This is a genomic window from Dorea chungnamensis, assembly GCF_039832125.1.
GTDB lineage: Bacteria > Bacillota > Clostridia > Lachnospirales > Lachnospiraceae > JAFBIX01.
In genome coordinates this window covers 37,474-51,316 of sequence record NZ_JBDOHT010000018.1, presented here as the reverse complement: position 1 = coordinate 51,316, position 13,843 = coordinate 37,474, and the positions used below count along the sequence as shown (strand labels likewise).

Genomic DNA, 13,843 nt, shown 5'->3' with positions numbered 1-13,843 from the left:
TTTGGTAGCCTACATTATACACGAAAAAGGGGGTCATTGCTTTTTTATATGCAAAAAGTGGTGAAGTCCTTGAAAATATAAGGTTTTAAAGAAAAATAGGACTGTAAAACTTTACAGTACCGTTTTGTAGGAGGGGGCTAGAATATGAAACAACTTACAAAAGAACAGATCTATGAAGCACTCAATGAGCGTCATTCCCCACAGGTTCAGGAATTACTGTCTCAGGGAAGAGTTGCCATTGCAGGTCTTGGCGGACTTGGATCTAATGTTGCATTTGCACTGTCCCGTATCGGCGTCGGACACTTGCATCTGATTGATTTTGATGTCGTAGACATTACGAATCTGAATCGTCAACAATACTTTACAGAGCATATCGGTATGTATAAGACCGATGCTCTGAAACCACAGCTTCTGCGGATCAATCCCTACCTGGATATCCGCACAGACTGTGTAAAAGTCACAGAAGAGAATCTGCCGGAATTATTTCAGAATGATTCTATTATCTGCGAAGCCTTCGACCGTCCGGAGGCCAAGGCTTTGCTGGTCAATGGAATCCTGGAACATTTTCCTGAAAAGAAGCTGGTATCCGGTTCCGGTATGGCAGGATATGGAAGCAGTAATTCCATCCGCACCCGGAGGGTCACTTCCAACTTCTATCTCTGTGGGGATGAGACCACCGAACCTTCTGCCGGAAATGGACTCATGGCTCCGCGGGTTGCTATCTGTGCCGCCCACGAAGCAAATATGATTACACGACTCCTTCTGGGCGAAACCAGCGTATAATCTTCAAAAAAAGCATCGAAAACTATGAATAATCAAAGAAAGAAGGAAACATCTATGAATCAGAATGACGATAAATTTATCCTAGGCGGACATGAATTTACTTCCCGCTTTATCCTGGGTTCCGGGAAATTCTCCTTAGAACTTGTGAAAGCCTGCATCGAGAAGGCAGAAGCACAGATTATCACACTGGCACTTCGCCGTGCAAACGAAGGTGGACTTGCCAACATCCTGGATTATATCCCGGATAATGTAACGCTCCTGCCCAACACTTCCGGAGCCAGAAATGCAGAAGAAGCAGTCCGTATTGCCCGTCTTTCCCGTGAAGTCGGCTGCGGAGACTTTGTGAAGATCGAAGTTATCCACGACTCCAAATATCTGCTGCCGGATAACTATGAGACCATCAAAGCTACGGAAATCCTGGCAAAAGAGGGATTCGTAGTAATGCCATACATGTATCCGGATCTGAATGCTGCCAGAGACCTTGCAAACGCCGGCGCTGCCTGCATTATGCCGCTTGGCTCTCCAATCGGCTCCAACAAGGGGCTCTGCACCAAAGATTTCATCCAGATTCTAATTGACGAGATCGATCTTCCAATTATTGTAGATGCCGGTATCGGTCGCCCTTCTCAGGCCTGTGAAGCTATGGAGATGGGTGCCTCTGCAGTCATGGCTAATACTGCCATTGCCACTGCCGGTGACATTCCGGTAATGGCAGAAGCATTTAAAAAGGCAATCGAGGCCGGAAGAAGTGCATATCTGTCTGGTCTTGGACGGACGATTGAAAAAGGCGCCAGTGCTTCTTCCCCGCTGACCGGATTCTTACAGGATTAAGGAGGTGTACAGATGAAGGATGAACACGTAAATGAAAGTATCTTAAGTGAAGAGATACTGGAAGACCAGAAGAAAAACCGGATCGATCATATGACCTATCTTCCTGATATGGAAGTATTAGAATCAGATGTTATGGACCGAGTCATCTCTGAGATGAATCAATATGATTATGACCAATATACAGAAGCCGACGTAAGACAGGCTCTTGCCAGAGATAATCGGACACCGGAAGATTTTAAAGCTCTTCTTTCTCCTGCTGCACTTCCACTTCTGGAAGAGATCGCACAGGCTGCACGGAAGGAGACAAGAAAGCATTTTGGCAACAGTGTCAATATGTTTACGCCCCTTTATATTGCCAACTATTGTGAAAACTACTGCATCTACTGTGGATTTAACTGTCACAATAAGATCAACCGCGCCAAATTAAATGACCGAGAGATTGAACTGGAGATGGCTGCCATTGCCAGGACAGGTCTTCAGGAAATCTTGATTTTGACCGGTGAAAGTCGTAAAATGTCTGATGTAAAATACATTGGAGAAGCCTGCAAGATCGCAAGAAAATACTTCAAGGTCATCGGCCTCGAAGTGTATCCGATGAACTCCGATGAATATGCATACCTTCACGAATGCGGTGCCGATTATGTGACCGTATTCCAGGAAACCTATAATTCAGACAAGTACGAGACGCTTCATCTTGCCGGACATAAGCGGATCTTCCCTTATCGTCTGAATGCACAGGAACGTGCCTTAAAGGGTGGCATGCGAGGAGTCGGATTCGCTGCTCTTCTTGGTCTGGATGACTTCCGCAAGGATGCATTTGCCACCGGATATCATGCCTATCTTCTGCAGCGCAAATACCCTCATGCAGAGATTGCATTCTCCTGTCCAAGGCTTCGTCCGATCATTAATAATGACCGCATCAATCCAAAAGATGTTCACGAACCTCAGCTTCTTCAGGTGGTATGTGCTTACCGGCTCTTCATGCCATTTGCAAGCATCACTGTATCCACCCGTGAATGTGCCCGTGTCCGTGACAATCTGGTAAATATTGCGGCCACCAAGATATCTGCCGGTGTCAGCACCGGAATCGGCAGCCATGTCGATGAGATTGAAGAAAAAGGAGACGACCAGTTCGAGATCTCTGACGGAAGATCCGTTGATGAAGTATACAACGCCCTTCTGGAGCATGATCTCCAGCCAGTCATGAATGATTATGTATATGTATAAAGGAGAAAATATATATCAGAATATCATCGCAGTCAGCAACCGCACGATCTGCTCCCGGCCATTGCCGGAACAGATTGCGCGGATCTGCCGCTTACATCCGAAAGCAGTAATCTTAAGGGAAAAGGATCTTCCGGAAGAAGAATACCGTGTACTGGCGCGTGAGATAATGGATATCTGTAACGCCAATCATGTTCCCTGCATTCTCCATAGCTTTCTGGAAATTGCACATGAACTGCACTGCACATCCATCCATCTGCCGCTTCATCTGCTTCAGGATTACCGACAGGAGCATCCTGCCATTCTTAAGCACTTTTCTGTCATCGGCACCTCCGTCCATTCCGTCGAAGATGCTAAGAAAGCCCAGGTACTTGGCGCTGCTTATCTGACAGCCGGTCATATCTATGCCACAGACTGTAAAAAAAATCTGCCCCCGCGAGGAACAGATTTTTTAAGACAGGTATGCCAGAGTGTGGACATACCTGTCTATGCTATTGGCGGAATACATCCAGATGCGCAGCAGTTATCCGAAGTACTATCCTGCGGCGCCAGAGGTGGATGCATTATGTCCGGAATGATGAAGCTGTAATTCTTCTCTCACCATTCCATTGTATATTCTCCCGGTCCATTTTCCACGACAGATGACTGATAGAATTCCTTAGCAACCCTGATCAGATAATCCGTATCTTTCGCTCCGCCGGTCTCATAAGGAGAATGCATTGCAAGCTGTGCTAATCCAATATCTATCGTATTGACAGCTACCTGGGTTCCCGATATGTTTCCGAGTGTAGAGCCTCCAAGGATATCCGATCGGTTCACATAGGTCTGATATGGAACTTTCGCCCTCTCACAGAGCTGTGTGAAGATTGCTGCTGCCATTCCATCGGTCGTATACTTCTGATTGGCGCTGAACTTTATCACAACTCCACCATTCGGATAAGGCCGGTTCGTCGGGCAGGCCTTATCCGGCTGATTCGGGTGCACGCCATGAGCATTGTCAGCAGACAACATAAAACTGGACGCCAGAGCCTGTCGGTATTGACTGGATGTCCTCCCAAGGCTTTCATTAATCCTAAGAAGTGTATCGAATAAAAATGTCGATCCGGCTCCCTGCTTCGTGCTACTTCCAACCTCTTCATTATCAAACACGCAATGAACTGGAATACTTTCGCCATCTGCTGCCTGCAGAAATGCCTGCAAAGATGCAAATGCACACTGCAGATCATCCAGACGTCCAATCGAAATATATTCTTCGGATGCTCCCCAGACACTTCCTTTCATACGGTTATATAAGAACAGATCATTTCCAACAATGTCTTCTTCCTCCACACCTGCCGCCTCTGCGACCCGCGCCATGAAGGTCCCTTTGGCTGATTCACAACCATACAGCGGAAGCATGTCCTTCTGGGCATTGTACTTATAGCCTTCATTGGCTTCTCGATTCATGTGGATCGCAAGATTCGGAATCATGCATAAGTCACGGTCCACATTGACCAGCTTCGTAACAAGACGATTCCCCTCCCTGATAACCAGCCGCCCTGCAACTGACAGCGGACGATCCAGCCAGGGAGCGCAGAGCATCCCCCCATATTTTTCCACATTTAACTTCACATAATGGTTCTCCACTTCCATCTCTGGATACTCCTTAATACGAAAACTTGGGGAGTCGCTGTGGCTTGCCATAATCTGAAAACCAAGAAAATCTCTCTTAGGAATCCGAAATGCAATGATTGCGGAACTATTACGAATCACATAATAGTTGCCGCCTTCTTCCAGTTTCCAGGCACTTCCTTCCAAAAGCTGAATATAACCCTGCCCCTCTAATTCTTGCTTCATATTTTCAATCGCATGAAATGGGCTGGGACTCTTCTCAATGAAAGTAAATAATTTCTGTACTGTATCCATAGGTTCTATTTCCTTTCTCCATCAATTCCAGATTCTGATCCGAATGTTCTATTTCTCTCGAATATCGATAGACAACATTCACTACATCCTCGAAATCCAATTGCTTCTCATTTTTAATCCAACGAGACAACAGAATTTCCCGAATTAAAAACACACTGGTGACTGACATCTGTACCTTATTATAAGCCTGTCCATCATAGACAGCACCACAAAAATATGTAAAGATAAAATATACCAGTAACTGTTCCCTCTGTATCTTCCACTGTGGCATATTTTCCTCCATCCAGTTTCGGAATTCCTGATGTAATGCTTCATATCTAAGGGAACCTGCCGTATACAGAGCATGCTCCGTTTCCTTTAACTGTATCAGCCATTCTTCCCGAAGCAATTCCAGGGAATACAGATGCTCGAACATGTTCTTTGCCCATGTGTATCTCTGTTCTCTATGATTGCTGCCCTCTTCCATCTTCATGCGGACGAATTCCCGTGCCGATTCTGTCTGATATTTTACAAATACTTCATCACAGGAAAATATATCGCCCTTTTTGATTCGCACCTGCATATCATGGGCAATCCCGAGTACAAGACCAGCCCTTAATTCCAGACTGATCTCACGGTTCTGGAGAATCTTCACCATAATCTCCCGGCCTTCTACCAGCTTTGAATAGAGAAACGGATCATAATCATCGTACTCTTCTTCTCCATCTTTTTCAAAATTTAAAAAGGTCACCGGTTCTTCCTTTGACAAGAGAATCCTTGCCACTTCTGGGCAAGACACCGATAAAGTAATCTCCCGGACGCCTTCAAATTCTTCTACATGGCGGGGATATAGGCGGCAAGTTTTACATAGACTGTCCTTTCCCAGATTGCAATACATATCACACAGATTATCTTTATTCAGAAATGCACATCTTTTCTCTTCTGACTGTCGAAATGTCTCCTTTCTCCAGTCTATGGACCGAAACAGCTTTCTTCGATAATTCCCCTTTACTTTCTTATAGCGGTGCAAAGATCTCTTATCAACTACGATCTGCCATCCTGCACAACAGGTGTCTTCACATTGATCTGCTGTACAGGTAAACATATGATAATAATCTGGAATTGTATACAACATATCATTTTGTCCCTTTACTTAACAATACTAAATCCGATCCCTATAGCCCCCGGTCCGGTATGCGTTGCAATACACATAGACAAAGGATTATAATAAACTTCTGCCCATGGGAAAGCCTTTCCCACTTCGCTGCACCATTCCTCTGCTTCTGCGGCCGTCAATCCCGCTCCTGCTGTGCCAATCCTTATTCGACTTCTGTCCATCTCTGAAAATCTTTCTTCTATATCTTTCTTTAGAGCTTCGATCATCTTATCCTTTCCTTTACGCATCCCACGAACTTTTGCAAATGCATCCAGACGTTCTCCCTGTATAGTAAGGACTGGTTTGATATTGAGCACTGCTCCTATAGCTGCACCTGCCGGAGTGACTCTGCCGCCTTTTTTCAGATATTCCAATGTATCCACTGTAATATAAATACTAGAATCATAAGCTCTTGCTTCCAGATCTTCTTTGACTGCCTTCGCAGATGTTCCTGCAGCAACAAGCCTCACGGCTTCCATAACAGCTTCTCTCTGCGTAACAGAGATTCTGTGATTATCTACGACCTGAACTTTACCATCATAATCATCGGACAAGAGAATCGCAGTTTCACAGGAATTACTCAGTCCGCTGGACATCGGAATATATACCAGTTCTTCATATCCCCCGGCCAACACCTTATCCCACAGATCCATCACATCCCCCGGAGAAGGCTGGGATGTTGTGACATCGATTCCGCTCGTGAGGCTTCCATAGAACATCTCCTGAGTAAGATCCTGCCCCTCATATCTCGTTACTCCATCAACAATGACTGGCATAGGGAGAATGAATATCCCTTCCTTTTTTGCTTCTTCCTGTGTAATTCCACTGTTACTGTCTGTTACGACTGCCGTTTTCATCCACTTATATCCTCCTGTTTCAAATATTCTTTTACAACTTGAAATAAATTCCCATTCTATTTATAATTAGATGTGACAAATTGTAACATCTCAGAATTTTTAATTCAAGATAATTACTAATAACTGTTACAAATCAGGGGGTTTTGTTCATGAATAAAGAACGGAAAAATCAATCTAATATCCTTGCAAAGGAATGCATTGTTACCGCACTGATCCAATTATTAAAGGAAAAACCTTTATCCGCTATATCGGTCTGCGAACTGACAGAAAAGGCCGGCGTCTCCCGAATGACTTATTACCGTAATTATCAGTCCAAAGAAGATATATTTGCTTCCTATCTGGAAGATGCTTTGATGAATTACAAGCAGGAAGCAAAATCTCTGTCACTGGACAAACATTTCTATTCTTCAGAAAATCTTCTGCACTGTTTTTCTTACTTTGAAGCACATCAGGAATTTATTGACAGTCTCTTCAAAAGCGGTCTAAGCCATATGCTCCTGAATGCAATCAGTCAGTATGTCCTGGAGACCTGGTATCACCCAGGAGACAGCATCGAACTCTATTACTGTCTTCAGGCTTTTGCCGGTGCATTGTATAACCTTTATATTACCTGGTCCTCGAATGGTTTTAAAGAATCACCAGAAGAATTGGCAGAGATCATGTATCGAATCGTGCCTTCTCCTCAACCCGAATCTGTAACTCTGTAATGTGTTCTTCTTCTCTTCCAGATACATGGATATCCACCCAGAGGATCTCATACACATCACCGACCATCCGATACCCATGTTCTTTCGCATAAGCAAGCAACCTGGGGAGACACTGATAATTCTGGTTGCAATTGCCCCGGTAACTGATGGTAAGGTATTCTCCGCCCGGTATGACCATATCGCCCTCCGTATCTATGATAAACACACCTTCATATTCCCGGCATCTTTGGTTCCTTGCACTTTCTGCCAAGATTACAGAACCGATATGATTGCTTCCTATGATATAGGATTTATCGGGATTCTTATTCAGAAGCTGCTTGATCAGCACATCCATCTCTTCATCCCGCTCATATCCTTTCTCGATATAATAACAGCTTCGATCTGGCAATTGCTGTAACTGCACGACTCCAAGCACTTTTTCTTCACATTCTGAAAGAGTTTCAATACGTTCTTCTACATTCTTCTGTAGTTGCCTCAACTTCTCCTGCTTCTCTTCGATCATATGAAGCTCTTCCATCAACAGTTCTTTCGTAGAACTAACCGTATGATGCTTCAGGTAATCCCCAATCTGTTCCATGGAAAAACCAAGTTCTCTCAATTCACGAATAACATTCAACCGCCAGATATCATCCAGATGGTAGAGACGATACTGATTCTCTCCACGCTTTGGCTTTAGTATTCCCAGTTTTTCATAATATCTCAGAGAATCTGCCCCGATATGGTATAGCTGTGATATCTCTCCGATTTTAAAATATTTCTTCATATAAATCCTTTTTTCTTTCATTTTCACTTGACCTTAGTATTATACCAAGGTTTAGTATAGAATACAACAAGGAGGTTTTACTATGAAGTTAGAAGGAAAATCATTACTTCATGATTTCTTTCGTTTTATCATTCCATCGCTAGTTGCCCAATGGGTATATGCACTTTACACGATGATAGATGGCATGTTCGTTGCCAGAGGAGTATCTGAACTGGCTTTGTCCGGTGTCAATATTGCCATGCCATTCGTTACCTTCCTTTTCTCCGTGGCATTATTATTTTCCGTAGGTTCCTCTACCATCATTGCCATGCTGTTAGGAGAAAAAGAAGATGCAAGAGCAAGGGAAGTATTTACCCATAATATTCTGACCGCCATTATTGTGTCTCTGTTGATTACATGGATCGTCCTGTGGAAATCCGAAGAGATTGCGTTATTCCTGGGAGCAACGGAACTCACCATGGATTACGTCCAGACATACCTGAAAACGATTGCATGCTTCAGCGTCTTTTTTATCTGTTCTTATTCGCTGGAGGTATTGATTAAGACCGATGGTTATCCTATGAAAGCAACGATTATCGTCACTACCGGAACGATTCTCAACTGTATTCTGGATTATCTGTTTGTCATCGCTTTTCACAAAGGAGTCTGGGGCGCAGCATTTGCGACAGGTCTCTCACAACTGTGTGTTGTATTACTGTATCTGACTCACTTTTGCAGTACCAAGACCCATATGAAACTGGTGAGGTTCACGCCATCTCTGTCTCTTATGTGGCGTACCATAAAGATCGGTCTGTCTTCTGGAATCACAGAATTCTCAGCAGGAATTGTCATCTTCCTGTTCAACCAGTCGATTCTCGCATATCTAGGCGAAGAATCCATTGTAAGCTATACCATTGTCACCTACGTCAGTACCATTGTGGTCATGTCGATGGCAGGTATCGCTCAGGGAATTCAACCTCTGGTCAGCTATCATTATGGCAGGAAGATGCCACAGAATTATCATCGTCTTTTAAAATATGCTCTTTGCTTTGGGACTGTATTTTCCATTGCAGCTTTTCTAATATCCCGAATGATAGCAAGTCCACTTGTAAACTTGTTCATCTCACCGGAATTAGCACAACTTCGGGCCGATTCTGTAAGAATCTTTTATACATTTTCTTACTCCTTTCTGCTCTGTGGTTTTAACGTGATTATTGGCGGATTCTTTACTGCAATCGAATATCCCAAGTCTGCCATGGCCATCTCTCTGGGAAGAGGATTCATCTTTGTTGCCATAAGTCTCCGGATCCTGACAAGACTTCTTGGGGGAAATGGTATCTGGATGGCAGCAACACTTGCAGAAGGAATGTGTCTGGTACTTACACTGGTATTATTCATGTATTACCGGTCAACATGCACCCATTCTTAATGACCCTCCAATCAAAACAGGAATGTCGGATGCATAACTAATCTTCTCCTATTCTTTCTTTTCTTCCTAATCTTATATCTTCCATCTCTTCGGCCATCTTGGCATCCATATGGTCGAACAGATAATTCTTATTACTTTCGCGGCGGCTTTCATACTCCTCCCGGATCTGACGTCTGACAATCTCTACTTCTTCCCGGAATTCCCTGGATGAGATCAGTGTTCCTCCCTGTCCCAGAGTAACGACCTGTTCTACACCGTCTGACGTAACAACCGTTACGTGATATTTCTTTCCAATCTGATGAACGACCTTCTCAATATACTGATCCGCCGTCTCTGCTTCCTTGGTGTATACCACGTGGATATTGTGATACTTCTGGATCTCCAGCGCATAGCCATCCACCTTATAAGCATCAAAGACCAGTATGACTACACATTTCTTAAAGCCCTGATAATTGCACAGAACATCCATCAGCTTATTTCTCGCTGCTTCGATATTCTCCTTTGCCAGTTCCTTAAGATCATCCCATGCAAATATAACATTATAACCATCTACCAGAAGATACTCCTGAATCTCTTCTTTCTTCTTCGTATGTCTCTCTTTTTCAGCACTTACCGTTCTGGACGCAGGGCTTAACCTGCGCTCTACTTTTCCATAGGTTCGGATAAATATCTCTTCTAATTCTTTCTCTTCCTGACGACTTAAAAGCGCCTGGCGGCTTCTTCCCTTGTCTGAGCGATTCCCTGTATGGCTCACAGTCTTCGGCTGCAACAGCTTCTCTTCCTTTTCCAGCTGGCTTTCAATATGCATATATTCGGGAACCTGATTCCAAGGAACTACGAATCCTGCGCCATGAGAACAGAATACGGAACCGGTCGGGTTATCCAGATCTCTGTCCGGTTCGTATCCACTAATCTCAATCACCTCTTCTGCATTATGGCAAGGTTCATACCCTCTGAACGTACAGGTCAGCTTTCCGCGGCCTCTGGAATAACTGTTGACTTCTCTCTGGTAATCCCGCATCGTTGCTACCGGCGCACTTCCAGTCAGAATCGCCATCTCACCATGCGTCTGAGGCGGCTGAAATTCGCCGGACATCTTCTGGATATCCGTCATAGCACGTCCCACCATCTCAGACGGAACTTCCAGACAAAACTCATAATACGGCTCCAGAAGAACGCTCTCTGCCTGCATCAGTCCCTGACGCACGGCACGATAGGTTGCCTGACGGAAATCTCCACCCTCTGTATGCTTCTGATGGGCTCGTCCTGCTGCCAGAGTAATCTTCATATCCGTAATCACAGCACCTGTCAGCACTCCGCGATGCTCCTTCTCTGCCAGATGGGTCATGATCAGACGCTGCCAGTTCTTGTCCAGCATATCTTCACTACAATTCGTATCCAGAACCAGACCGCTGCCCTTTTTCCCCGGTTCCATGATCAGATGAACTTCCGCATAATGGCGAAGCGGCTCAAAGTGTCCCACACCTTCTACCTTATTCCGAATTGTTTCCTTATATACAATATTTCCCGTGTCAAAGGATACCAGCACATGGAAGCGCTCCTGAATCAGGCTCTGCAAGATCTCAATCTGCACTTCTCCCATAAGCCGGGCATAGATCTCTCCTAATTCTTCATTCCATACGATCCGAAGCATCGGATCTTCTTCCTCAAGCTGCCGAAGATTCCGTAACATGGTATGTACATCACAGCCTTCCGGCAGCAGAATCCGATAATTCAGCACCGGTTCCAGCATCGGAGCCTGAGATTCCTTCTCTATGCCAAGACCTTCTCCCGGATAGGTATGACTCAGACCAGTCACCGCGCAGATACGTCCGGCTTCTGCTTCTTGTATCAATTCATACTTTTCTCCTGAATAGATACGGATCTGATTCACTTTTTCTTCCCAGCGTTCTTCATCCTCTACATGATCTGACATATGATTGGACAACATGGATTTGACCTTCAAGATTCCGCTGGTAATCTTCAGGTACGTCAGACGATTCACCTGCGAATCACGGGATATCTTAAACACTTTTGCTCCAAATTCCTTAGAATGCGCAGAATCCTTCGCTGCATAAGGCAACGTATATCGTTCCATTCCATCCAGGAACTCTTGAACTCCCTGCAATTTTAACGCTGAGCCAAAATAACATGGATAGACTTTTCTCTGCACGATCAATCGGGCAATCGTCTCTTCACAGAGTTCTCCGGTCTGCAGATATTCGTCCAGAGCCTCCTCTTCACAGGTTGCCAGATTGTCATATAGTATCTCTTTCTCATCATCAAAGGCAATGCAGCCTTCATCCAGACTATGTTTTAATTCATCCAGCAGCTGTTCCCGATCCGTTCCATCCTGATCCATCTTGTTTACAAAAAGGAAGGTCGGAATCTGGTAACGCCGCAGAAGATTCCACACAGTACGGGTATGTCCCTGCACGCCGTCCATTCCACTAATCACAAGGATTGCATAATCCAATACCTGCAATGTTCGTTCCATCTCTGCCGAGAAATCCACATGCCCCGGAGTGTCCAAAAGCGTCACCTGTGTCTTTCCAAGTTCCAGGACTGCCTGTTTCGAGAAGATGGTGATTCCCCGATTCCGTTCCAGTTCATAAGTATCCAGATAGGCATTCTTATGATCCACACGCCCTAATTCTCTGATCTTTCCGCCGAGATACAAAAGGCCTTCTGAAAGAGTGGTCTTTCCCGCATCTACATGAGCAAGAATACCTACGCATATATGTTTTTTGGGTTTATTCTCAGATATCACATCCATAGAAAAAGCCCCTTTCTGCAATAAATAATCATCTGTAATAACCTGATTATTATATCACAGGAAGGGGCAGAAGTCGACTAATGATTAATGTATATTCCCATCTGTCAGCGCAACTTTTATATAATCATGATGTACCAATTCCAGATATTTTCCGAATACATCTGTTGTCTTCATTTTTATACTGGATGTGTTCACACAAGGATGGCATGCGAATTCTTCATCTTGCAGCACTTCTTCATCTACCAGCAGCTGTACACGGTTCTCCGGGTCGAAGATCAATCCCATAATGGTTGCCGAACCGGGTGTGACATTTAGGTATTTTTCCATATCTTCTGCCGATGCGAAGGACAATCTGGATGTAGGAATCTGCTTCGATAATTCCTTTGTCTGCAGTGACTTCTTTCCCGGCATTACCAGCAGATAGAATGCGGTCTTCTGGCGGTTGCACAGGAACAGATTCTTGCAGATCTCGATCCCAAGTGCCTCATCTACTCCCATACATGCCTCAATCGTAGCAACTGGAGGATGATCTACGCGGACATAGGAAATTCCTGCAGCATCCAACACATCATAAACTTTGATTTCTTTTTCTTTGCGTCCATCTGTATTCAACGGGCGTCCTTCATACAATTCCATCTCTTTCCTCCTGAATCGTTATTCCATGAACTGATCAATCGTAAATAAATTATATTTTTTGGAAATCTTTATATCTTCTTTGGTTAATTTTAATCCTTCAATCAACTCATTGTCTTCCTTAAGTACAGAGGATGCAATCATTACCTTGATTGCCACCGGAAGCATCGTCTTATACGATAGACCTGTAAGCATTCCAAGCTTACGGTTTGTAAGGCTTAGGCTGTTAATGCAGCAAATCAGCACCTGTTCTGTAGGATTATTCTGATTCTGAAGTGTATAATTCTCTATAAATTCATATTTTCTGCTCATCCCTGCATACAAAGCTTTACAGTCTCCTGGATTCTGCACATCCTTCACATCATAAAACAACTGAATTCTCATCTGCCCCGAATCAGACAATATGTATCGCTCTATGATACTTCTCAAGATTCTCTTACTTCTTCCATCGTAAGAATACATATACTGCCGATCAAAAAATTCTCCTTCTGGCTCTTCAGCATGAAACTCATCTTCCTCTGCTGCCAGAAGCTGTGACGGAGCAACCTTCAACACTTGTGAAATTTCCTCCAAAGTGGCCATATCCAGCGATATCAGACCCTTTTCATATTTTGAGATTGTAGATTTGCTCTTATGAATCTGCTTTGCCAGCTCTTCCAGAGTCATCTTATATGCCAGACGATATTTCTTAATATTTTTCCCCACTCGTTTGTCAATACTCATAACCTCTCCGTTTCTTACAAATCACTTTTTTTATGAAATATATCCCAAATTTATTTGAAATCACTTTTTTACTAATGATTTACAGAAAAAGTCTCTCT

Annotated in this window: 13 protein-coding genes; 6 read left to right on the top strand and 7 right to left on the bottom strand. The window is 44.0% G+C overall.

Going from position 1 to position 13,843, the window contains the following annotated elements; all coding sequences use genetic code 11:
- Window positions 1-144 precede the first annotated feature (144 nt).
- From thiF to ABE613_RS13240, 4 genes are read left to right on the top strand one after another with little or no spacing between them, the layout of a single operon-like run.
- Window positions 145-783, top strand: coding sequence for a sulfur carrier protein ThiS adenylyltransferase ThiF (gene thiF, locus ABE613_RS13255; RefSeq protein WP_235232711.1), 639 nt, complete (start codon window positions 145-147; stop codon window positions 781-783).
- Window positions 784-837: 54 nt separating this feature from the next.
- The gene (locus ABE613_RS13250; protein WP_235232712.1) at window positions 838-1,614 is read left to right on the top strand and encodes a thiazole synthase; all 777 of its coding nucleotides are present in this window, start codon (window positions 838-840) and stop codon (window positions 1,612-1,614) included.
- Between the two features lie 12 nt (window positions 1,615-1,626).
- Complete coding sequence (gene thiH / locus ABE613_RS13245) at window positions 1,627-2,841, top strand: 2-iminoacetate synthase ThiH (protein ID WP_347376627.1); 1,215 nt, start codon at window positions 1,627-1,629, stop codon at window positions 2,839-2,841.
- Complete coding sequence (locus ABE613_RS13240) at window positions 2,834-3,427, top strand: thiamine phosphate synthase (protein ID WP_235232714.1); 594 nt, start codon at window positions 2,834-2,836, stop codon at window positions 3,425-3,427. The genes thiH and ABE613_RS13240 overlap by 8 nt, the downstream gene beginning before the upstream one ends.
- A gap of 8 nt (window positions 3,428-3,435) precedes the next feature.
- Here the strand turns inward: ABE613_RS13240 and ABE613_RS13235 are convergent, their stop codons facing one another.
- From ABE613_RS13235 to ABE613_RS13225, 3 genes are read right to left on the bottom strand one after another with little or no spacing between them, the layout of a single operon-like run.
- Entirely contained in the window at window positions 3,436-4,743 is a 1,308-nt protein-coding gene (locus ABE613_RS13235) for a M18 family aminopeptidase (protein WP_235232715.1), read from the bottom strand.
- Window positions 4,709-5,857: a flagellin lysine-N-methylase gene (gene fliB, locus ABE613_RS13230; protein WP_235232716.1), complete on the bottom strand. Its 1,149-nt coding sequence runs from the start codon at window positions 5,855-5,857 to the stop codon at window positions 4,709-4,711. Before fliB ends, ABE613_RS13235 begins: the two co-directional genes overlap by 35 nt.
- Window positions 5,858-5,871: 14 nt before the next feature.
- Window positions 5,872-6,735 (bottom strand): DegV family protein, encoded by an 864-nt coding sequence (locus ABE613_RS13225; RefSeq protein ID WP_235232717.1) that lies wholly within the window; start codon window positions 6,733-6,735, stop codon window positions 5,872-5,874.
- 149 nt (window positions 6,736-6,884) lie between these two features.
- Between ABE613_RS13225 and ABE613_RS13220 the strand changes: the two genes are divergently transcribed.
- A complete protein-coding gene (locus ABE613_RS13220; RefSeq protein WP_235232718.1) occupies window positions 6,885-7,442 on the top strand; it encodes a TetR/AcrR family transcriptional regulator in 558 nt (185 codons plus the stop codon).
- On the opposite strand, the gene ABE613_RS13215 is transcribed toward ABE613_RS13220, so the two are convergent.
- On the bottom strand, window positions 7,393-8,205 hold the full coding sequence (locus ABE613_RS13215) for a MerR family transcriptional regulator (protein WP_347376626.1): 813 nt from the start codon (window positions 8,203-8,205) through the stop codon (window positions 7,393-7,395). The two genes, ABE613_RS13220 and ABE613_RS13215, sit on opposite strands and share 50 nt — an antisense overlap.
- Before the next feature lie 82 nt (window positions 8,206-8,287).
- Here ABE613_RS13215 and ABE613_RS13210 point away from each other — a divergent pair, with 82 nt between their 5' ends.
- A complete protein-coding gene (locus ABE613_RS13210) occupies window positions 8,288-9,613 on the top strand; it encodes an MATE family efflux transporter (protein WP_347376625.1) in 1,326 nt (441 codons plus the stop codon).
- Between the two features lie 37 nt (window positions 9,614-9,650).
- Here the strand turns inward: ABE613_RS13210 and ABE613_RS13205 are convergent, their stop codons facing one another.
- The 3 genes from ABE613_RS13205 to ABE613_RS13195 all read right to left on the bottom strand — a co-directional run bounded on the left by ABE613_RS13205 (window position 9,651) and on the right by ABE613_RS13195 (window position 13,745).
- Entirely contained in the window at window positions 9,651-12,389 is a 2,739-nt protein-coding gene (locus ABE613_RS13205) for an NYN domain-containing protein (RefSeq protein ID WP_347376624.1), read from the bottom strand.
- Between the two features lie 84 nt (window positions 12,390-12,473).
- Complete coding sequence (locus tag ABE613_RS13200) at window positions 12,474-13,025, bottom strand: prolyl-tRNA synthetase associated domain-containing protein (protein WP_347376623.1); 552 nt, start codon at window positions 13,023-13,025, stop codon at window positions 12,474-12,476.
- 18 nt (window positions 13,026-13,043) lie between these two features.
- Window positions 13,044-13,745 (bottom strand): helix-turn-helix domain-containing protein, encoded by a 702-nt coding sequence (locus tag ABE613_RS13195; RefSeq protein ID WP_347376622.1) that lies wholly within the window; start codon window positions 13,743-13,745, stop codon window positions 13,044-13,046.
- Window positions 13,746-13,843 lie beyond the last annotated feature (98 nt).

What these genes read in the sequence shown, in the direction of transcription:
- thiF (WP_235232711.1), top strand. Translation starts at nt 145, where the DNA reads ATGAAACAACTTACAAAAGAACAGATCTATGAAGCACTCAATGAGCGT.
- ABE613_RS13250 (WP_235232712.1), top strand. Translation starts at nt 838, where the DNA reads ATGAATCAGAATGACGATAAATTTATCCTAGGCGGACATGAATTTACT.
- thiH (WP_347376627.1), top strand. Translation starts at nt 1,627, where the DNA reads ATGAAGGATGAACACGTAAATGAAAGTATCTTAAGTGAAGAGATACTG.
- ABE613_RS13240 (WP_235232714.1), top strand. Translation starts at nt 2,834, where the DNA reads ATGTATAAAGGAGAAAATATATATCAGAATATCATCGCAGTCAGCAAC.
- ABE613_RS13235 (WP_235232715.1), bottom strand. Translation starts at nt 4,743, where the DNA reads ATGGATACAGTACAGAAATTATTTACTTTCATTGAGAAGAGTCCCAGC.
- fliB (WP_235232716.1), bottom strand. Translation starts at nt 5,857, where the DNA reads ATGTTGTATACAATTCCAGATTATTATCATATGTTTACCTGTACAGCA.
- ABE613_RS13225 (WP_235232717.1), bottom strand. Translation starts at nt 6,735, where the DNA reads ATGAAAACGGCAGTCGTAACAGACAGTAACAGTGGAATTACACAGGAA.
- ABE613_RS13220 (WP_235232718.1), top strand. Translation starts at nt 6,885, where the DNA reads ATGAATAAAGAACGGAAAAATCAATCTAATATCCTTGCAAAGGAATGC.
- ABE613_RS13215 (WP_347376626.1), bottom strand. Translation starts at nt 8,205, where the DNA reads ATGAAGAAATATTTTAAAATCGGAGAGATATCACAGCTATACCATATC.
- ABE613_RS13210 (WP_347376625.1), top strand. Translation starts at nt 8,288, where the DNA reads ATGAAGTTAGAAGGAAAATCATTACTTCATGATTTCTTTCGTTTTATC.
- ABE613_RS13205 (WP_347376624.1), bottom strand. Translation starts at nt 12,389, where the DNA reads ATGGATGTGATATCTGAGAATAAACCCAAAAAACATATATGCGTAGGT.
- ABE613_RS13200 (WP_347376623.1), bottom strand. Translation starts at nt 13,025, where the DNA reads ATGGAATTGTATGAAGGACGCCCGTTGAATACAGATGGACGCAAAGAA.
- ABE613_RS13195 (WP_347376622.1), bottom strand. Translation starts at nt 13,745, where the DNA reads ATGAGTATTGACAAACGAGTGGGGAAAAATATTAAGAAATATCGTCTG.